This is a genomic window from Myxococcus eversor, from assembly GCF_010894455.1.
Taxonomy (GTDB): Bacteria; Myxococcota; Myxococcia; order Myxococcales; family Myxococcaceae; genus Myxococcus; species Myxococcus eversor.
Genome location: NZ_JAAIXY010000015.1, coordinates 110541 through 130168 on the forward strand (window position 1 = coordinate 110541; position 19628 = coordinate 130168).

13 protein-coding genes are annotated in these 19628 nt (G+C 68.0%); 7 read left to right on the forward strand and 6 right to left on the reverse strand.

Annotated elements, in window-relative coordinates; translation table 11 throughout:
• The first annotated feature begins 185 nt into the window (after positions 1–185).
• Positions 186–2225, forward strand: coding sequence for a serine/threonine protein kinase (locus tag G4D83_RS28030; RefSeq protein WP_240356689.1), 2040 nt, complete (start codon positions 186–188; stop codon positions 2223–2225).
• A 73-nt stretch (positions 2226–2298) separates the two neighbouring features.
• Entirely contained in the window at positions 2299–3114 is an 816-nt protein-coding gene (locus G4D83_RS28035; protein ID WP_163867918.1) for a DUF2381 family protein, read from the forward strand.
• 16 nt (positions 3115–3130) lie between these two features.
• On the opposite strand, the gene G4D83_RS28040 is transcribed toward G4D83_RS28035, so the two are convergent.
• Positions 3131–4048 carry a type VI immunity family protein gene (locus G4D83_RS28040; RefSeq protein WP_163867919.1) on the reverse strand — a complete coding sequence of 306 codons (918 nt, stop codon included), beginning with the start codon at positions 4046–4048 and terminating at the stop codon, positions 3131–3133.
• A gap of 629 nt (positions 4049–4677) precedes the next feature.
• Between G4D83_RS28040 and G4D83_RS28045 the strand changes: the two genes are divergently transcribed.
• Complete coding sequence (locus tag G4D83_RS28045) at positions 4678–5460, forward strand: DNA-methyltransferase (RefSeq protein WP_163867920.1); 783 nt, start codon at positions 4678–4680, stop codon at positions 5458–5460.
• On the opposite strand, the gene G4D83_RS28050 is transcribed toward G4D83_RS28045, so the two are convergent.
• Complete coding sequence (locus G4D83_RS28050) at positions 5439–6077, reverse strand: 2OG-Fe(II) oxygenase (RefSeq protein ID WP_163867921.1); 639 nt, start codon at positions 6075–6077, stop codon at positions 5439–5441. The two genes, G4D83_RS28045 and G4D83_RS28050, sit on opposite strands and share 22 nt — an antisense overlap.
• Before the next feature lie 106 nt (positions 6078–6183).
• Between G4D83_RS28050 and G4D83_RS28055 the strand changes: the two genes are divergently transcribed.
• The 3 genes from G4D83_RS28055 to G4D83_RS28065 all read left to right on the forward strand — a co-directional run bounded on the left by G4D83_RS28055 (position 6184) and on the right by G4D83_RS28065 (position 10064).
• On the forward strand, positions 6184–7461 hold the full coding sequence (locus G4D83_RS28055) for a dicarboxylate/amino acid:cation symporter (RefSeq protein ID WP_163867922.1): 1278 nt from the start codon (positions 6184–6186) through the stop codon (positions 7459–7461).
• A 71-nt stretch (positions 7462–7532) separates the two neighbouring features.
• Positions 7533–8042 (forward strand): FKBP-type peptidyl-prolyl cis-trans isomerase, encoded by a 510-nt coding sequence (locus tag G4D83_RS28060; protein ID WP_163867923.1) that lies wholly within the window; start codon positions 7533–7535, stop codon positions 8040–8042.
• A gap of 123 nt (positions 8043–8165) precedes the next feature.
• A complete protein-coding gene (locus G4D83_RS28065; protein ID WP_163867924.1) occupies positions 8166–10064 on the forward strand; it encodes an OPT family oligopeptide transporter in 1899 nt (632 codons plus the stop codon).
• 67 nt (positions 10065–10131) lie between these two features.
• On the opposite strand, the gene G4D83_RS28070 is transcribed toward G4D83_RS28065, so the two are convergent.
• Positions 10132–11043 carry a flagellar motor protein MotB gene (locus G4D83_RS28070; RefSeq protein ID WP_163867925.1) on the reverse strand — a complete coding sequence of 304 codons (912 nt, stop codon included), beginning with the start codon at positions 11041–11043 and terminating at the stop codon, positions 10132–10134.
• Positions 11044–11299: 256 nt separating this feature from the next.
• Between G4D83_RS28070 and G4D83_RS28075 the strand changes: the two genes are divergently transcribed.
• Positions 11300–13756: an ABC transporter permease gene (locus G4D83_RS28075; RefSeq protein WP_163867926.1), complete on the forward strand. Its 2457-nt coding sequence runs from the start codon at positions 11300–11302 to the stop codon at positions 13754–13756.
• Positions 13757–13804: 48 nt separating this feature from the next.
• Here the strand turns inward: G4D83_RS28075 and G4D83_RS28080 are convergent, their stop codons facing one another.
• The 3 genes from G4D83_RS28080 to fusA form a co-directional block, all read right to left on the reverse strand.
• On the reverse strand, positions 13805–15196 hold the full coding sequence (locus G4D83_RS28080) for a fibrinogen-like YCDxxxxGGGW domain-containing protein (protein WP_163867927.1): 1392 nt from the start codon (positions 15194–15196) through the stop codon (positions 13805–13807).
• Positions 15197–15297: 101 nt separating this feature from the next.
• Complete coding sequence (locus G4D83_RS28085) at positions 15298–17229, reverse strand: ABC-F family ATP-binding cassette domain-containing protein (protein WP_163867928.1); 1932 nt, start codon at positions 17227–17229, stop codon at positions 15298–15300.
• A gap of 86 nt (positions 17230–17315) precedes the next feature.
• Entirely contained in the window at positions 17316–19430 is a 2115-nt protein-coding gene (fusA, locus tag G4D83_RS28090; RefSeq protein WP_163867929.1) for an elongation factor G, read from the reverse strand.
• Positions 19431–19628 lie beyond the last annotated feature (198 nt).

A 19628-nucleotide genomic window follows, 5' to 3' on the forward strand; every position in this document is an offset into this window, starting at 1 on the left:
TCCCTGAAGAAAGGCTAGGGTCAACCCTGGAGGTTACCCTTGCTCAACCCCGTTCACTGGGTGGTCACCGAGCCCCTCGCTCCGCAGGGGGCCGCGCGCATCGAGGCGTGGGCGTCCGCGGGCCCTGGCGTACGTGGGCTGGGGAGTTTCGAGGAAAGCGGACCTTCGCGGGAGGAGTCGTCGCCGTGAGGTCCGCGCCGTTCCATCCTGACCAGCTCGCGCCAGGAAGCGCGGTGGGGCCCTGGAATGTGGTGGCCTCTCTGGGCGCGGGAGGCTTCGGCCGCGTGTTCAAGGTCGAGCGGGGCGGGCACTTCTACACGATGAAGATGGCGCTGCGTCCCGCCGGGCCCCAGGTGTCCGAGGAGGAGGACGTCAACGGTCGGCTGTCGCACGAGGTGGCCACGTTGCTGGCCTGCGCGCCCCATCCGAACCTGCCCCGCGTCCACGCGGTGGACCGCTGGCCCGAGCCGCCCGAGGGGTACCTGTTCTTCGTCACGGACTTCATCGACGGAGAGACGTTCCACGAGTGGCGCTGGAGGGTGAAGCCGTCGGCGGCGCACCTGTTGTCCGTGTTCACCGAGGTGGTGCGCGCGGTGTCGGACCTGCACCGGCGTGGCCTGCACCACCGCGACGTGAAGGGCGACAACCTGCTCATCCGTCGCGAGGACGAGCGCCCGTTCCTCATCGACCTGGGCACGGTGCGGATGCCGGGCGCGACGACGCTGACGGTGGGCGTGGCGCCGGCCTCGCCGCACCTCCTGCCGCCCGAGTGCGTGGCCTTCCTGCGCGAGGGGCAGTGGGAGCAGGGCGCGCGGTTCGACGCGGGCATTCCGGGCGACCTCTATGCGCTGGGCGCGCTCTTGTATGAGTCGCTGACGGATGGCTATGCGTTCGACCCGAGGCTCCCGTATGACCGGCTGCTGCCGGCCATCGAGACGGTGACGCCTCGTGCTCCGCACGTCGTCAATCCCAAGGTGCCTCCCGCGCTGGGAGACATCGCGCTGAGGCTGTTGGCCAAGCGTCCTGAAGATCGCTACGCGGGCACCGAGGCGCTGTTGCAGGCGCTCTGGGAGGTCGCGAAGGAGAAGCGGCAGCCGGCGTGGAAGGTGTCGCTCGACCGACCTCCGGACCCCGAGTCTCCGCGCGATGTGGACGCGGACACGCCTCGGGTGCGCATGGTGCCCGAGGTCGTGTGGTCCGCTCCCTCCGAGTCGCTCTCTGCTTCGCCGGAGTTCGAGGAGCCACCGCCGCCTCGTGAGGCCGTCGCCGAAGCGGCCCTGGTCTCGCCTCGCGTCGAGGACTCGCTGGCAGTGGCTTCAGGGATTGTCACGCCCGTGGAGCCACCGCGGGCCGAGCGGGCCCCGACGCGAAGGTCGCGAGGCTGGCCGCTCGGGGTCGGAGTCGTCGCGCTCCTCGTCGTCTGCTTCGCGGCGTTGGGTCTCGCCCGCCGCGAGCCGTCCCCGAGTTCCATGCAGGCGGTCGTCCCCCTCACACCTCCTGCTGAGAAAGGAAGTCCCGTCGTGACGAGTCGTTCCCCGCACCCCTCTGATACAGCTGCTTCTTCGTCGATGCCTCGCGTTGTCGAGGCGTCTCCCGAGGTCCCGCCGCAGGCGCCCGTCTTGACGGCCGAGCGCGCCATGGAGGCCCCCAACGAGGTGGCGGTCGCCACGAGGAAGCGGTCATCGGTGAGCAGCACCCTGGGGAAGACAGCGGCGGTCGCATGCCTCGCCGGGGCTTGTGCCGGAGGGGCTCCTCAGGTCCGGACGACGTCTCCGGAGAAGGAGTGTCCGCAGTCGGCTATCGAGGCCATGACGAAGCTGGGCATCAAGCCACCTCGAAAGGTGGTGGGTGGGGTGGCAGGCGGGGCTATCTGGCTCATTCCCAATTCCAGTTTCAACTCCATGGACCAAAGAGAGACGACGGCTCCGCCGGAAGGGCCCTTGATTGGTTACGCCGCCTCGGAGGACATCAGAAACAGGGATGGCGTTGTGATCTTCCCCTTGGACACCCGCTTCTACGGCACCAGTTTTCCTGGCACGGAGCGCTTCTTCGGTTGGTTCACCGAGGCCGAGCTCCCCAATGGCAAGCGCATCCCCGTATGCTTCCAGCTCACCTGGTTTGGTAAAGAGAATATCGGAATTCCCTACCTGGAGAATTACCCGGGCGAGAAGAAGATTGAGGTATTCCTAGACGTTTCCGCTACGACTCATCTAGGAAGGCCGTGATTTGTCTGCCGTGCCTGCGGTCTTCGTTCTTGCGTGGGGAATGATGGTGGCCCTGGGGGGGGAACTGGCCCCCGTGCGTCGAATCGAAGTGGGGGCGGAAATGCGTGTGTCCGCTTCAGAGATTCGTATTGCTCCCGGGCGATCCACGACGTTCTTCTTTGATGCGCGCATCCTGCCGGACGAAATCTCCTTGGAGGGGCGTGAGCGGTTCCAGCGCTTGGGGCTCTCCGAGGACCACCTCGTGCTTGTTCCGTCGAGTGCATTCCGGGAGGGTGAGCGGCTGCGCCTGGGATTGCGCTTCCGAGATGGCGCGGCGCCGGAGCGGGTGACGTTCGTGCTGGTGGTGGATTCGTCGCTGAGCGAATCCCAGGTTGAGGTCTACCGCCGTGCCCGTTCTGTGGAGTCCTACCGGCAGGAGGTGGATGAGCTGAGGGGGCGTCTGTTGCAGGTCCAGTTCGAACTGGACAGGCTTCAGTTGGAAGGGCGGTCGTCGGGAGAGCTCGAGACGTTCTTTGCCACGCTTGAAGGCACCGAGAGCATTTGGATAGGGCAGTTGCCTCGCTCGAAGGTGGTGGTGCCTCCCGATGTGTTCGTCTCGCACATAGACCTTGTGGCGTATCGGCCTCGTTGGCGTGCGATTCGTCTGAGGTTGCGAGCACGGGCTGGGGGAGCAGGTTGGGTGGCGACGGGAGCCTCGCTGACTGCTAGCAATGGGCGAAACCTCAAGGGCGTGTCGCATTGGCAGTCCGCTCCCTTGCGTGACGACGTGGCGCAGACCCTGGTGGTCCTCGTGGAGTCCTCCACCGAGGTGGAGTCGGGTCGATTCATTCTCAAGCTGTGGGACGCGAAGGGGCGCACGGTGATGGTAGAAGGGGTTTCGTTGAAGTGACTGTCTCGCCGCATCCTCAGTCGAGGAAACGGCGCTCCCATCGAAGTTGCTCCTTGGGTGGGAAGTCTGGGTCGTAGAGCGTGTCCGAGTCGCGGTGGTAGAGCCACGGCTCCAGGATGCGGGCGAGTTCGCGATAGGCCGGTAGTGTCGCACCTTGTGTCGAGTCGCCCGCCTCGGGCCACGTTCCCAGGGTGATGACGGCGCGCTGGGCATCCAGTTCCAGCACTTCGATTCCTGGCGTCGAGAGCCGTGCGCGGAGCTTGCTCGCACCGCCGAGCGCGCTCAGCAGGGATTGTCCCAAGAACGTCAGCCAGTGTGCCCCGCGCACCCGCGAGCCGATGTCCAGGCTGACGGAGTCGTCGATGATCTCCATACCGGGATAGCTGAAAGCCAGCTCACGCACGCGTTGGCGAACACCCATGAGGTCCATCAGGGCGTTGAAGCAGGGGCTCGCGTAGCCGGAGGTGAACGGCAGCGACGCGGCGATTTCCAACGCCAGCTCACGGACACTCTCGGGGCCCTGCTGTTCGAGATACTCCGTTGGCAGGCTGAAGGTAGCGACGCAGGACCGATCGATGGAATCACCTCTCGTGGTGACGTCCATCGGGACTCCTGAGTAACTGAAGGAGAACTCGGGAACGCCCCTGGAGTCACTGATGAGGGTGACCTGGGGCCATTCGTCCTGAAGCAGGCTGCGCTGGATGTTCTCCCAGTCCGAGGGCTTCAGGGTCATCCAATATCCTTCCGAGTCGGGCTGGAGGGTCAGCGTCTGTGGGGGCAGTGCTCGCTGGAAGCGCTCCAGCGCTTGAAGGATGGCGGGCCCGAGCCCTTCATGAGCGCGGTGGAAATAGAAGCAGAAGGTGAGCCCGTCACGAACGACGACGTATCCCTGTTCGTCCGACTCGATGCGAATGCGAGGGAAGTGCTCACTCATGGGAACAGACCTCTGGGCGTCACCAGGACGGGAGTCGTGCCGAAGGTCAATCTGTACGCATCGCCCTGGTGCCGTGCCCTGAGTGGATTGCCTGGCGGCGACTGCCTCCACCTGGGGGGATTGGTGTCGGGGCAGGGGAACTTGAAATCGTAGACACGCTGGACCTGAACCGGGTTGCCCGTATGGAGGACGAGGTCAGGCACCACCGTTCCTTCCAGTGCCGTGCTGGCCCCCGCACGCAGGAGGTCCAGCTCTTCTTGGTGGGTGACCAACTCCGGCTCTTGGTTACGAGTACCTTTGCGGTAGCCTTACCCGCCGCGGATACCTGCGCGGCCCGTACGGCGAGCGGAACGATGCGCTCCTGCCCCGCCGTTGCGGCGCAGTAGGCCGGGTTTTGCTTGCAGGCGGCATTCCCCGAGTCGAGGGCCTGGGCATACGTTCCGGGTCTCCCTTGCTTGGCTGTCACGGTACCTTCTCATCCCAGCATGAGGAGCAGCCATGGAACCGCCGTACCTGGACGCCGCATTCGAAGAGCCCTCCCGCAACGGTTTCGCATGCTACCTGGAGCCGATGCCCCCACGTCGGGCCTTGAGCCTCGCGGCCCTCCGTGTAGGGTGCCGCTCCGGACGATGACTTCCCCGCTCCCTTCCGACGCCCTCCGCTGCATCCGCGCCGACTCTCGCGAGCCCGAGGGCTACCGCGCCGCCCTCGGCGAGCGCCGCGCCTCGCTCCTGCTCACCGACCCGCCCTATTGCCTGCTCACCCGGCGGCGCAAGGGCGGCGACCTGAGAGACCCTCGCGCCCACAAGAAGATCGACCAGAACCCCATCGTCCGCTTCGAGACCGTGCGCGACTACCGCGTCTTCTCCGAGGCCTGGCTCTCCCGCGCCCTGGCCCACCTCACGCCGGACGCCCCGCTCGTCATCTGGACCAACCTGCTCGGCAAGGAGCCCATCCTCACCGCCGCCAGGGCCCTGGGCTATCCCCACCTGCGCGGCGAGTTCACCTGGGGCAAGCGCACCACCGACAAGAACGCCAACGAGCAGACCCTGCGCGTCTACGAAGTGGCCCTCGTCATCGCCCGCACCCCCGAGCCCGTCCTCGCCCCCGGCGACCTGCCCACCGTCTGGGCCGTCGTCGGCGGCTATGACGATGACGGTGACGCCGCGCGCTGGGGCAGCCACCCCCACCACAAGCCCTTCTCCGTCGTCGAGCCGCTTGTGCGCACGTACAGCCGCCCCGGCGACACCGTGCTGGACCCCTTCGCCGGCAGTGGCTCGATGCCCGCCGCCGCCCTGCGCCTGGGCCGCCAGCCCGCGTGCCTCGAAATCGAGCCCGAGTGGGCCGAGCGCGTCACCCACCGCCTGCGCGAGACGGCCGCCGCGTTCCCTCAGCTCCCCAGCGCCCGGTAGAGCCGCGTCTCCGACCAGCAGGGCACGTCCGTGGGCCGGTGCCCCCACCAGTTCATCACCAGCGTGCGCCGCAACCGTGAGCGCCCCGGCAGCTTCCCGTCCGGAATCTGGTTCTCCGCGTCCAGCACCCCGTGCGTCAGCGTGCCGTCGAACAACACCAGCCGGTTGGGACGCGGCGTCACCAGGTCCGCGGTGTCCATGCGCGAGGGCGCGAGCGACGGGTTGTCCTCATCCGGCTTCTCCCGAGTCACCACCAGCGCCCCGCCACGCACCCGGTTGAGGAACAACACGCTGCTGATGCGCGGATGCACCAGCTTCCCCGTGCGCAGCGCGAGCTTCTCGTCCCGGTCCTGGTGGAAGTCCACCCGCACGTCCGTCGGGTACATCCGCGACAGCCACCACTCCACCCCGGCGATTCTCCGCCGCCCGGCGACCTGGGGCCTCAGGCTGGAGATGACGTCCTCCACCACGTTCGTCGGTGGCCCGAAGTCGTACCAGAACGTCGTCTGATACGTGTCCTTCAGCCGCTCGCGGCCGAGCACGCCCAGCCGCCGCAGCAGGCGCCGGAAGAGGGGAGGGGGCACGGCGCCTTCAGTGAGCTGGACGAGGGTTTCCACGGGAGACCGCAGCTTTGTCCCATGCGAAGGGTGGGCGCCACCTTCCTTTGCCGGTAGGCTGCCCGCCCCATTGCCCGCCTCACCGGAGGCACGCGGAGTCCGCTCGATGAAGGCTCACCACAAGATGCTCATCGGCATCGTCACCGGCACGGTGGCGGGACTCGCCGCCAATGCCCTCGCGGGCGGTGCCCCCTGGCTGGATTGGACCGTCACCAACGTGGCCTCGCCGGTGGGCCAGATTTTCATCCGCCTGCTGCTCATGCTCGTGGTGCCGCTGCTCTTCGCCGCGCTCGTCATGGGCGTGGCGGAGCTGGACTTGAAGCAGGTGGGCCGCCTGGGCATCCGCACGCTGGGCTACACCATCGTCTTCTCCACCATCTCCGTCCTCATCGGCCTTCTGCTCGTCAACCTCATCCAGCCCGGCGTGGGCCTCAGTGACGAGGCCCGCGCGCTCGCGCGGAACGGCATGCAAATCAAGGCGGCGCCGCCCCCGTCCGATACGTCCTTCGGCGCGGTGCTGATGTCCATGGTGCCCACCAACCCCCTGAAGGCCGCGGCCGATGGAGACATGATTGGCCTCATCGTCTTCTCGCTCATCTTCGGACTGGGCGTGGCGCTCACCCCCGGTGAGCCCGTGCGGCACCTGCGCGACACGATTCAAGGCCTCTACGACGTGATGATGAAGCTCATCGACGGCGTGCTGAAGCTGGCGCCCTTCGGCGTGGCCGCGCTCTTGTTCTCCATGACGGCGAAGCTGGGCCTGGGCATCCTCGGTCAGCTCGCGGCGTACGTGGGCACGGTGCTGCTCGCGCTCTCCATCCACATGTTCATCGTCTACTCGCTGTCGGTGCGCTTCCTCGGCGGGCGCAATCCCATCGAGTTCTTCCGCGACAGCCGCCTGGCCATCGTCACCGCCTTCTCCACGTCCTCCTCCAGCGCCACCCTGCCCACCGCGCTCAAGGTCGCCGAGGAGAACCTCAAGCTGCCGCCCAACGTGTCGCGCTTCGTGCTCACCGCCGGCTCGGCGATGAACCAGAACGGCACCGCGCTCTTCGAGGGCGTCACCGTGCTCTTCCTCGCGCAGGTGTATGGCGTGCACCTGGACCTGTCTCAGCAGGCGCTCATCATGTTCATCTGCATCCTGGCCGGTATCGGCACCGCCGGAGTGCCCGCGGGCTCCATCCCCGTCATCGCGATGATTCTCGGCATGTTCAAGATTCCGGTGGAGGGCCTGGGCCTCGTGCTCGGCGTGGACCGCTTCCTGGACATGTGCCGCACCACCCTCAACGTCACCGGTGACCTGGCCGCCGCCGTGTACGTGGCGCGCGGAGAACCGCCCGCTCGCACGGACGTCGAGCGAGCGACAGGCCCCACCACCTCCTGACGCCGGGCATAAGCCGTCCCATCCTTCCCACCTGAAGCCGTCTCACCGCCTCACCCGACAGAGGAGCCCGCATGAGGGTCACCAAGGATTCGATTGTCTCGCTGGAGTACCGGCTGCACCTCGGTGACGGACAGGTCATCGACCAGAGCGCGCCGGATCAACCGCTCGCCTACCTGCATGGGCACCGCCAAATCGTCCCCGGGCTCGAGGGCGCGCTGGAGGGCCTGGGCCAGGGCGACAGCAAGCAGGTGGTGGTGCAGCCCGGCCAGGGCTACGGCGAGCATGACCCGGAGGGCGTGCGCGTCGTCCCGCGCGCCATGCTGCCCCCCGGCTTCAACCCGCAGCCCGGCCAGACGCTGATGGCCCAGACGGAGCAGGGCGACATCCCCCTGCGCATCCAGGAAGTGCGGGGCGACGACGTCGTCATCGACCTGAACCACCCGCTCGCCGGCAAGACGCTCCACTTCGACGTCACGGTGAGGGACATCCGCCCGGCGTCCTCGGAGGAGCTGTCCCACGGCCACGTCCATGGGGCCGGTGGGCACGACCATGGCGCCGGTGGGCACGACGAGCACGCCTGACGCCAGGGCGTGACGCCGTGCGGCGACACCGAGGGGCGGGGCTGGAATGCCTCGCCCCTTTTGCTTGCCTGCCGGAGTGAGTTCTTCGTCGGGGAGGGGGCCTGCACTATCTTTGCCGCCCCAATGAGCCAGTCCCCCTCTCAACCGACTCCGAGCCCCAGTGGGCTTCGCCTCCAGCCCACAGACTCGCATGCAGGCGAGCCGGGTGCTTCCGCGACGCAGGACCCGGAGCTGTACTGGCTCAAGAATGTCTACCAGGGCGGCTCGCGCCAGCTCACCGTGCGCGCCGTCATCGCGGGCATGTTGATTGGCGCGGTGATGTGCCTGTCCAACCTGTACGTCATCCTCAAGACGGGCTGGAGCCTGGGCGTCACGATTACGGCGTGCATCCTGGCCTTCGCGGTGTTCGGCACGCTGCGCTCGCTCAAGCTGTTGAAGAACGACTTCACCGCGCTGGAGAACAACGCCATGGGCTCGGTGGCGTCGGCCGCCGGCTACATGACGGGCGGTGGCAACATGGCCGCCGTCCCCGCGCTGCTGATGCTCACCGGCGCGCTGCCGTCCTCGGGTTGGCTGGTGGCGTGGTTCGCCGTCATCTCCGCGCTGGGTGTCTTCGCGGCCATCCCCATCAAGCGCCAGCTCATCAACATCGAGGCGCTGCCGTTCCCCACCGGCACCGCCACCGCGGAGACCATCCGCGCGCTGCATGGACACGGTGAGGTGGCCCGGCGCAAGTCCAAGCTCCTGGCGGGCGCGGGCCTCATCGGAGCCTTGCTGGTGATGGTGCGCGACGCGCGCTTCACGTGGCTGACCAACATCCCGGAGAAGGTGAGCATGCCGTTCACCCTGCTGGGCAAGAAGGCCTCCGCGTGGACGCTGTCGTTCGACTTCAGCCTCCTGTTGGTGGGCGCGGGCGCGCTGGTGAGCTTCCGCACGGGCTGGTCCATGTTGCTGGGCGCGGTGCTGACGTACGGCTTCCTCGCGCCGGCCATGGTCACCCAGGGCGCCATCCCCGAGGTGACGTACCGGGCCATCAACACGTGGATGGTGTGGACGGGCTCGGCGGTGCTGGTGTCCTCGGGCCTCCTGGCCTTCGCCTTCCAGTGGCGCAGCGTGGCGCGCTCGTTCAAGGCGCTGTCGGGCCTGTTCGGCAAGGGTGGGGCTCAGGAGGCGGAGGATCCGCTGGCGGGCATCGAGTGTCCTCCGTCCTGGTTCCCCCTGGGCTTCGCGGTGCTGGGCCCCATCGCCATCTTCCTGATGGCGTACCTCTTCCAGATTCCGTGGTGGGCGGGCGTGCTGGCCATGCCGCTGGCCGTCGTCATGGGCGTCATCGCCAGCCGCGTCACCGGTGAGACGGACACCACGCCCACCAAGGCGCTGGGCCCCGTCACGCAGCTCATCTTCGGAGGCCTGGCGCCGGGCAACATCCCCGCCAACGTCATGAGCGCCAACGCCACGGGCGGCGTGGGACTGCACGCGGCGGACCTGCTGACGGACCTCAAGTCCGGCTGGCTCCTGGGCGCCAACCCGCGCCAGCAGTTCGTCGCGCAGTTGTTCGGCGTGGTGGCCGGCGCGGCGGTGGTGGTGCCGGTGTTCAACATCCTCATCCCGACGCCGGACGTGCTCGGCTCGGCCGAGTTCCCCGCGCCCGCCACCATGGTGTGGGCCGGCGTGTCGAAGCTGCTCGCCACGGGCGTGTCGGCGATGCCCGTCACCGCGCGCTGGGGTGCCGCGTGCGGCGGGACGCTCGGCATCCTCCTCGTGCTGCTGGAGCGGTGGGCGCCGGCGAAGCTGAAGGCCTACGTGCCGTCACCCGCGGGCTTCGGGCTGGCCATCGTCATCCCCGGCTCCAGCTCCATCGCCTTCTTCCTGGGCTCCGCCATCGCCGAGGTGATGCGTCGCAAGGCGCCGAAGCTCGCGGAGGAGACCGTGCTGCCCGTGTCCTCGGGCTTCATCGCGGGAGAGAGCCTTTTGGGCATCGGCATCGCGATGGCGAAGGCCTTCGGGGTGATGCCCAAGTAGTTGAAGCGCGCGGCGCCTCGCATCGAATCCCCGGGAGGGGGAGAGCGAGGCGCCAGTCCTGCTTCTGTCAGTCCACGCGGCCGGTGGCGAACGAGGCCCCGGCGAGGAAGCGGAAGGTGGGCGTGTCCAGGCCCGCGCCGACGCCCGGGCCGCCCATGACGAAGAGGTCCAGCCAGGACGTGGTGTGCCGGCGGATGGCCACCATCAGCTCCGCGCCCAGCCGGCCTCCCTGGAGCGGCACGCCGACGAGCATGCTCACCTCGCTGCGCGTCAGCTCTCCGGCCCGCGACGTCACCGTGCCGGCCAGCCGCAGCTCGTTGCCGATGACGTCCGCCGTCTCGTTGGACAGCGAGCCCAGGTCCTGCTTCTTGCGCAGGAGGACGCCCACCTCGGCGCCCAGCTGCCACGTCTCCGCGAGGAAGCCGAGCTGGAGGCTGGGGTGCACCGCGTAGTCGTCGCGCGCCAGCAGCTCCTTCTTGCCCACCGGCAGGGCGGCGGAGAGGTCCACCGCGACCTGGAGGCCGAAGTCCGGCCGCACCAGCGCGGCGCGAGCCCCCAGCCATGGTGAGCCCAGGCCCTGACCTTCCGGTGCATTCACATTCATGAAGGCCGTGCCGCCCTGGGAGACGATGAAGGGCACCTCCGCGTCCACCTGGAGCCAGTCCAGCACGCCGATGGCGGCCGTCACATCCATGGTGAACTTGTTCTCCACCAGGCCCGAGCCGCCGCCTGGCTCCCAGCGCGTCTGGAAGTGGAAGGGGAGCTGCTCGTAGTGGCCTTGGACGGCGACGCGCACCATGCCCGCGGGGAGCGTGCGACCGGTGCTGACGAGCAGCGAGCCGAGGCCCGCCGGGTCCATCTCCAACCGCTGCAGGTTGAAGCCGGGCAGCGAGGCCGACTGTGCGGCGGCAGTGGAGGGGAAGGCCAGGGCGACAGAGAACAGCGCCGACAGCAACGCGACCGCGGGCCGTAACGACAAGACGACTCCTTCACTCATTGGACAAGCGCGCAGGAGTCGCACGGCGACGAGGTCAACGCAAGCGCACCTCCAGGTCACCCTTTCCAAGCAAGTATCGGGAACTCGCCCCGCCGAACGGCTTGACGAGAGACGCATCCAGATTCTCCCTGGCTTGCGGTGAAGTCATTGCCCCGTCCCATGGATGGGAAAGCAGGCGGCCCGTGAAATGGCTGACAGGAGAGGCGCGTAGGGCTCGTATCCCCCACCAGGAGTTGCCGTGGCCATCCTCCTCGAGGATCTCCGCTACGCCGTCCGGCTGTTGCTCAAGAGCCGGGGTTTCACCGCTGTCTCCATCCTGACGCTCGCCCTGGCCATCGGGGCGAACACCGCCATCTTCAGCGTGGTGCACGGGGTGTTGCTCCGGCCGCTGCCGTACCCGGAGTCGGAGCAGTTGGTGCAGGTGTTTCGTCAGGATGAGGACGGGCGGGCGACCTCGCAGGCCATCGCGCAATACGTCTGGCTGTCGACGGAGGGCTCGCCCTTCTCCCAGGTCGCCGCGTCCGAGTTGCTGCCCACGGGCTTCAACGTCGTCGGGGATGGGCTCCCGGAGCGCCTGTCTGGCATGCGGGTGACGGGGAACTTCTTCGAGACCTTTGGCGTGCGGCCCGCGATGGGGCGCGGCTTCCTGCCGGAAGAGGACGTGGTGGGCGGGCCTCGGGTGGTGGTGCTCAGCCATGGGTTGTGGCAGCGGCGATTCGGAGGCGCTCCCGACGTCATCGGCCGCTCGTTCACGCTCAATGACCAGCCCTATACGGTGGTGGGCGTGGCGGCGGAGTCCTTCCATCATCCTCGGGAGGCGCAGCTGTGGACGCCGCTCCAGTTGGACCGGACCAATACCGATGACTCCAACTTCCTCCACGTGGTCGGCAGGGTGCGAGCGGGGGTGTCTTCGGAGGGCGTCAGCGCGGCCCTGAAGACGCTGTCCGAGCGGCTGCGCGCGGACAAGCCACACCTGCTGCGCGCGAGGGAGGGGTTCGTCGCGGAGGACCTCCGGACGTTCCTGGCGGGGGACCTGCGGCTGGCGCTCTGGGTGTTGCTGGGCGCGGTGGGGCTGGTGTTGCTCATCGCGTGCGTCAACCTGGCCAACCTCCAACTGGCGAGGGCGGCGGCGCGACAGCGGGAGCTGGTGGTGCGCGCGGCGCTGGGGGCTCCGCCTCGGAGGTTGGTGAGGCAGCTCATGACAGAGAGCCTGCTGTTGTCCGTGGTCGGCGGAGGATTGGGTGTCGTGCTCGCCTCGGCGGTGCTGCCCGCGCTGTTGTCCCTGGCGCCCGCGGAGCTGGCCGTGCCCGGCGCGGAGGTGGGCCTGAATGGCGCGGTGCTGGCGTTCTCCGTGGGCGTGTCGTTGCTGACGGGCGTGCTCTTCGGGCTGTTGCCCGCGTGGCAGGCGTCGCGGCCGGACCTCCAGGATGCGCTGCGGCAAGGGGCGCAACGGGCGACGTCGGGACCCGGAGGAGGCAGGACGCGCAAGCTGCTGGTGGTGGGGCAGGTGGCGCTGGCGGTGGTGCTGCTCGTGGGGGCCGCGCTGCTCATCCGGGGCTTTGGCGCGCTCCAGGTCGTCAGTCCCGGATTCGACGCGAGCGACGTGCACGTGCTTCGCCTGTCGCTTCCGGAGGGGCGCTATGGCGAGGTGGCCGCCCTGGAGCGCTTCCACCGTCAGGTGGAGGAGCGGATGCGAGCGCTGCCGGGGGTGACGGCGGTCGGCTTCACGCCCGCCCTGCCGATGGAGCTGGGGCCCAGCATGGGCTTCGCCATCGAGGGCAGGTACGAGGGCCGCGAGGATGGCCCCGGCGTGGGGTTTGGCCAGTACCGGTCGGTGTCGCCGGGGTACTTCGGGGCCCTGGGGCTGGGGCTGGTGCGAGGCAGGTTGCTGGCGGACGCGGACGCTGCGGGGGCTCCCCTGGTCGTGGTCATCAACGAGACGGCCGCGCGCAAGTACTGGCCGGGTGAGGACGCCATCGGCAAGAGCCTGCGAGTGGCCCACACGGTGCCGTCGCTGCGGGACACCGCGCCGCGCCTCATCGTGGGCGTGGTTCGGGACGTGCGCGAGAACGGGTTGGACCGGGAATCGCCCGCGGTGCTGTACGTGCCCTCGGGGCAGGTGTCACCGGTGCTCAACGGGATGCTGGTGCGCATGCTGCCGCAGAACCTCCTGGTGCGAGCCTCCGGGGGCCACGCGGCGCTCGTGTCGTCCGTGCAACGCGAGCTGTGGGCGGTGGACTCGCGGCAGCCGGTGACGGAGTCGCTGATGCTGGGAGACCATGTGGCGCGCACGCTGGGCTCCGAGCGCTTCAACATGGTGCTGCTGGGAATGATGGCGGCGCTGGCGCTCGGGCTGGCCGCGGTGGGCATCTACGGGGTGCTGTCCTATCTGGTGAGCCAGCGCACGCGGGAGATGGGCGTGCGGCTGGCGCTGGGCGCCACGCGCGGTGAGGTGGTGCGGCTGGTGTTCCTCCAGGGCCTGGGTTCGGTGGGCGCGGGCGTGGCGCTGGGCTTCGTGGGAGCGCTCGGGCTGACGCGGGTGGTCTCCAGCATGGTGCGTGGCGTGAGCGCGTTGGACCCGTGGGCCTTCGTCATCGCGCCGCTGGTGCTGCTCGTCGTCGGACTCGTCGCCACGTGGCTGCCGGCGCTTCGCGCGTCGCGCGTGGACCCCATCATCGCGCTCAAGTACGACTGAGCGGCGCGACGGGGCCCACGCGCGAGCCGGGCGTGGGCCCCGCGTATGTCAGCGGATGGCGAAGCCCCAGGTGTAGGGCGTGCTCCGGTAGCGGCAGGTGATGCCGTCGCTCCAGGCCCAGGTGTTGTCGAGCCTTCCTCCCGCGCAGTACTCGCCCGCGTAGTCAGCCAAGTGTCCTCGGGCCCGGCCCTCGTGGTCATTGTCGCAGGCAATCTCGGGGTAGACGCCGCCTCGCCAGCTGAAGCCCACGCAGCCCATCATGATTTCCGAGCTGGCCGGGCCGTAGGTGCCCTGCTTGAAGGCGATGCCGGCCGTGCCGATGGCCATGTTGACGGCGGTGTGGGTCCACGTCTGCGCCGGGTAGGTCTGGACGAAGCTCTCGTTGAAGGTGCGGTTGAAGACGCGAATCTCGGTGAAGGGAAGGCAGGCGAGGCCGCGAGACCAGTCCTCGCTCCCCACCGTGCCGCGCGAAGTGAGTCCCAGGCTCGTCTTGGCGGAGGCCGCCTGCCAGCCCGCGACGGTCCACCCGCCACCCGACGTGCTCATGTCGCAGTAGTTCTGCGTGGCGCCGGTGCCGCAGGGATTCAGCGCGTACACGCCGCTGGGCAGGGCGGGGCAGTACTGGTGCAGCAGCCGGCACGAGGCGGGCGCGGCGGTGGGGGACTCGGGGCAGGGCTTGTCGGGGATGCTGGGGCCCGACGGGTCCGTGCCCGTCACGGGGTTGCTGGTGACGGAGACGATGAGGTCGGAGAAGTTGTTGTTGGCCTGCTCGTGCGCGCGGTCGAAGTCCTCGAAGGCCAGCACGCGCCGCTGCGCGCCCGGGTGGTAGAGCGAGACGAGGTGCCGGCGCTGCGAGGCGAGGGGCTCCGGGTTCAGCGCGTCCAGTGAGTAGTAGGTCGTCCGGCTGTAGTCGACCTGGCCCCAATCCCAGCCGTTGGAGACCAGGAAGAAGCCAATCCGGGTGCCCGCCGGGAAGCGGCCCAGGCGCATGCGGTCACCCGGTGACAGCGCGCCTCCGGAGGCCCAGGCCGATGCGTTGCCGAAGACGAGGTGCTTCTGCAGTCCCACCGTCGTGGTGGGAGGGCTGCCCTCCGGATAGGTGAAGTAGCCGAAGGCGTTGAGGAACGTCGCGGCCTCCGACACGAAGGTCACCCAGACATCCGCCTCCGCGACGACGCGCACGTTGGGGTCGAAGCTGGACGACAGGTACTCCGGATGGCGCACCAGGACGGACTGTCCCTCGGGCAGCGCCAGTTGGATATCCTGGAGGAAGTCCGCGGGGAGGCTCTCCGGCGGGGCCTCCTCCACGGCGGCTCGCGAGGTGGCGAGGGAGGGCGGCGCGGATTCCAGGCCCGCCTCCTCCGAATGACAGCCCCACGCCATCAGCAGACACAACGGTGACAACACCCGGCGCACCGGGCGGCACGAAATGAAAGACATGTCAGGGGACTCCCTGGAGGGAAGGGATGGCTCCGCGAGAGCCCCTGGATTGAATGGCAAACTTCGCGTGCCAGCAACTCCAGCCGCGAATGGAGACGATGCTAGGTCAGGCCGGCCGCGAGGTCCTGGAGGACCTGCCAGCGCGCGTAGAGGCGGTCGATGTCGGCGATGGCCGCGTCCAGCTCCTTCTGCACCTCCGCCACCTTGCCGCTCTTGCTGTAGATGGTCGGGTCGGCGAGCTGGGCCTCCAGGTCCGCCTTGCGCGTCTCGGCCACTTCGATGGTGGCCTCCATGCCGTCCAGCTCTCGCTGGTCCTTGTAGGAGAGCTTGACTGCCTTGCGCGCCTCCGGCTTCGCCGCGGGAGGAGGGGCGACGACGGGGGCGGGCTCGTCCTTCTTCGGCGCGCCCTTCGCGGCCATGGCATCCGACTGCTCCTTCAGCCGCCGGTACATCGCGTAGTTGCCCTCGTAGCGCGTGACGCGGCCGTTGCCGTCGAACGTCACGATGCTGGTGGCCACCTTGTCGAGGAAGTACCGGTCGTGCGTGACGAGCAGCGTGCTGCCACCGAAGTCCAAGAGCAGCCGCTCCAGCACGTTGAGCGTGACGATGTCCAAATCGTTCGTGGGCTCGTCCAGCACCAGCACGTTGGCGCCCTCCAGGAACAGGCGCGCCAGGAGCAGCCGGTTGCGCTCGCCGCCCGACAGCGCCTTCACCTTCATCCGCTGCATGGGCACGGGGAAGAGCAGGTCGTCCAGGTAGTCGCGCAGGGCGACTTTCTGGTCGCCCAGGTCCACCCAGTCCTCGCCCTGCGAGGCCGCGTCGTACACCGTCATCTCCGGGTCCAACTGCGCCCGGTTCTGGTCGTAGTACGCGACCTTGGTGTTCTTCCCGATGACGAGCTTGCCGCCGTCCGGAGGCAGCTCCCCCAGGATGACGCGCAGGAAGGTCGTCTTGCCCACGCCGTTGGGGCCGACGAGGCCCACGCGCTCACCGCGCTGGAGCCGGAAGTCCACGCCCTGCAGCACCTTGCGCTCGCCGAAGGACTTCTGGAGTCCCTCCGACTCGATGACGGTGTGGCCCAGCCGGGGCGCGGCAATCACACGCAGGTCGGCGACCTTGGGGCGCTGGAAGCCCTTCTCCGCCATCAGCTTCTGCGCCCGGTCGATGCGCGACTTGCTCTTGGTGCGCCGCGCCTCGGGGCCCCGGCGCAGCCAGGCGACCTCCTGGGCAATCCACCGCTCGCGCTTGTGCTGCGAGACTTCGGCGTTCTCCTGCGCCACCAGCTTCTGCTCCAGGTACGCCTGGTAGTTGCCCGGATAGGACGTGACCCCGCCGCCCGGCTGGATTTCGACGATGCGGTCCACCAGCCCGTCCAGGAAGTACCGGTCGTGCGTGACGAGCAGGAGCGAGCCGGGCAGCTTGTCCAGCTCCTCCTCCAGCCAGTCCACCGTGTCCGCGTCCAGATGGTTGGTGGGCTCGTCCAACAGCAGCATGTCGGGCCGCGTGAGGAGCGCCCGGGCAATGGCCACGCGCTTGCGCAGGCCGCCGGACAGCTGCGCCACCGGCCGGTCCCAATCCTTCACGCCCAGCCTGTCGAGCAGCGTCTTGGCGTGGTGCTCGGTGTCCCAGCCGCCCAGCTGTTCGATTCGGTCCGACACCACGGCCAACTGCTCCATCAGCTTCTCGTGGGCCTCCGGGGGGGAGGCCTCCAGCTTCCGCGCGAGCTCCGCCTGGGCGGCCATCGCCTCGCGCAGCGGGCCCTGGGCCACGGACAGCTCGGAGGCCACCGTGGCGCCCTCGGCGAACTCCGGCTCCTGGGGCAGGTAGGTGACGCGGGCGCCCCGGCGCAGCTGCAACTCGCCCGTGTCGGGCTTGGCGGCCCCGGCGAGAATCTTCATCAGGGACGTCTTGCCCGAGCCATTCACGCCCACCAGGCCCACGCGCTCACCCTCTTCGATGGTGACGGTGAGGCCCTGGAAGACGGTGCGACTGCCGAAGCTGAGCTGGACGTTGGCGGCGCGAAGCAGCGTCACGGTGTTCTGACTCCTGAAAAGGCGAAAGGCGCCCCTCACTGATGAGGAGCGCCTTCCTTACAACCTCGACGTCGCGGTGGCGCGGACTACTTGCGCGCCGCCTGCTCGGCCGCGAGCTTCTCCTTGTACTGCGCCATCAGGGCCTCGGCCTCGTTGCGCGGCACCGGCGTGTACTTGGCGAACTCCATGGTGAACTCGCCCTTGCCCTGCGTCGCGGAGCGAAGGTCCGTGGAGTAGCCGAACATCGCGTTCAGCGGAACCTCGGCCACCGCGGTCACCTGGCCCTCGGCCGTCTCCGTGGAGAGGATGGTGCCACGGCGCTGGTTGAGCTGACCGACGACGGAGCCCTGGAAGTCCTCGGGCGCGGTGACCTCCACCTTCATCATCGGCTCGAGGATGATGGCCTTGGCGGCGGCGTAGCCCTCGCGGAAGCCCATGATGGCGGCCGTCTTGAACGCCATTTCGGACGAGTCGACCGCGTGGAACGCGCCGTCGTTGATGACCACGCGCAACCCGACGACGGGGAAGCCGATGAGGCTGCCCTTCTTGATGGCCTCGTTGAAGCCCTTCTCGCACGCGGGGATGAACTCGCGGGGAATCGAGCCACCGACGATGTCATCCACGAACTCGTACTGCTGCACCGCGTCCGCGGGCAGCGGCTCGATGTAGCCGCACACGCGCGCGAACTGACCGGAGCCGCCGGTCTGCTTCTTGTGCGTGTAGAAGAACTCGCCCTTCTGGCTGATGGTCTCGCGGTAGGCCACCTGCGGCTTGCCGGCCTGGACCTCGCACTGGTACTCGCGCTTCATGCGCTCGATGTAGATCTCCAGGTGCAGCTCACCCATGCCGCGGATGATGGTCTGCCCGGACTCTTCATCGCGGTGCACGCGGAAGGTGGGGTCTTCCTTCGTGAAGCGGTTGAGCGCCTTGGAGAAGTTGGCCAGGGTGGAGCGGTCCTTGGGCGACACGGCGAGCGAAATCACCGCGTCCGGGACGTGCATGGACGTCATCGTGTAGTTCACCGTTCCATCGGTGAACGTGTCGCCGGAGGCGCACTCGACGCCGAACAGCGCGACGATGTCGCCGGCCGTCGCGTCGTTGATGTCGTCCATCTTGTTGGAGTTCATCCGGACGATGCGCGGGACCTTGACCTTCTTCTGGTTCACCTGGTTGAAGATGAAGTCGCCCTTGGTGACGCGGCCCTGGTAGATGCGCATGTACGTCAGCTGCCCGTAGCGGCCGTCTTCCAGCTTGAACGCCAGACCGACGAAAGGCTTCTCCGGGTCGGACTCGAGGATGACCTTCGCCTCGTTGTTCTTCTGGTCCAGCGCCTCGTTGGTCGCCTCCTTGGGGTTCGGGAGGAAACCGCAGACCGCGTTCAGGAGCAGCTGCACGCCCTTGTTCTTGTAGGCGGAGCCGCACATGACCGGCGTCATCTTCAGGGCGATGGTGGCCCGGCGGACGGCGGCGGTGATCATCTCGTTCGGGATGGCGGCGTCGGACAGGAACAGCTCACCGAGCTGGTCGTCGACCTCGGCCACGCCTTCGATCATCTGCTGACGACGGACCTTGGCCTCGTCCAGCATCTCGGCGGGGATCTCCTCCTCGCGGACGACTTCGCCGTTCTCACCGTCGAAGTAGAACGCCTTCATCTGGATGAGGTCGATGAGGCCCTTGAAGCGGTCCTCGGCGCCGATGGGGTACTGGAGCTTCACCGGATGGTGGTTCAGCTTCTCCTTCAGCTGAGCGGCCACGCGGTCATAGTTCGCGCCGGCGCGGTCCATCTTGTTGACGAACGCGATGCGCGGAACGCGGTAGCGCTTCATCTGCCGGTCCACGGTGATGGACTGGGACTGGACGCCCGACACGGAACAGAGGACGAGGATGGCGCCGTCCAGAACGCGCAGGGAGCGCTCCACCTCGATGGTGAAGTCCACGTGTCCCGGCGTGTCGATGAGGTTGATGTTGAACTCACCCCACATCGCGTACGTCGCGGCGGACTGGATGGTGATGCCCTTCTCACGCTCCAGATCCATCGAGTCCATGACCGCGCCCACGCCGTCCTTGCCGCGGACCTCGTGGATCTCATGGATCTTGCCCGTATAGAACAGGATGCGCTCGGAGAGCGTCGTCTTGCCCGAGTCGATATGGGCAGAGATACCAATGTTACGAATCTTGTCGATGGGTGCGTTGGCGGCCACGATCCGGTCCTTCTTTTCTTGAAAGTGCCTGAGGGAACAGAGCAGGCGGGGCCCTTACTTCCCACGGGACTTGGTTTCCAGCCAAATCCGCATGAGGGTGAGGTCTGTTACTCTCACCTTTGCCTACAAATCGGGCTCCACCTTATATACAGGGCAGCGCGGGCGCGCGCAGGTTCGCGGGCTCGGCTGAATTCTTTC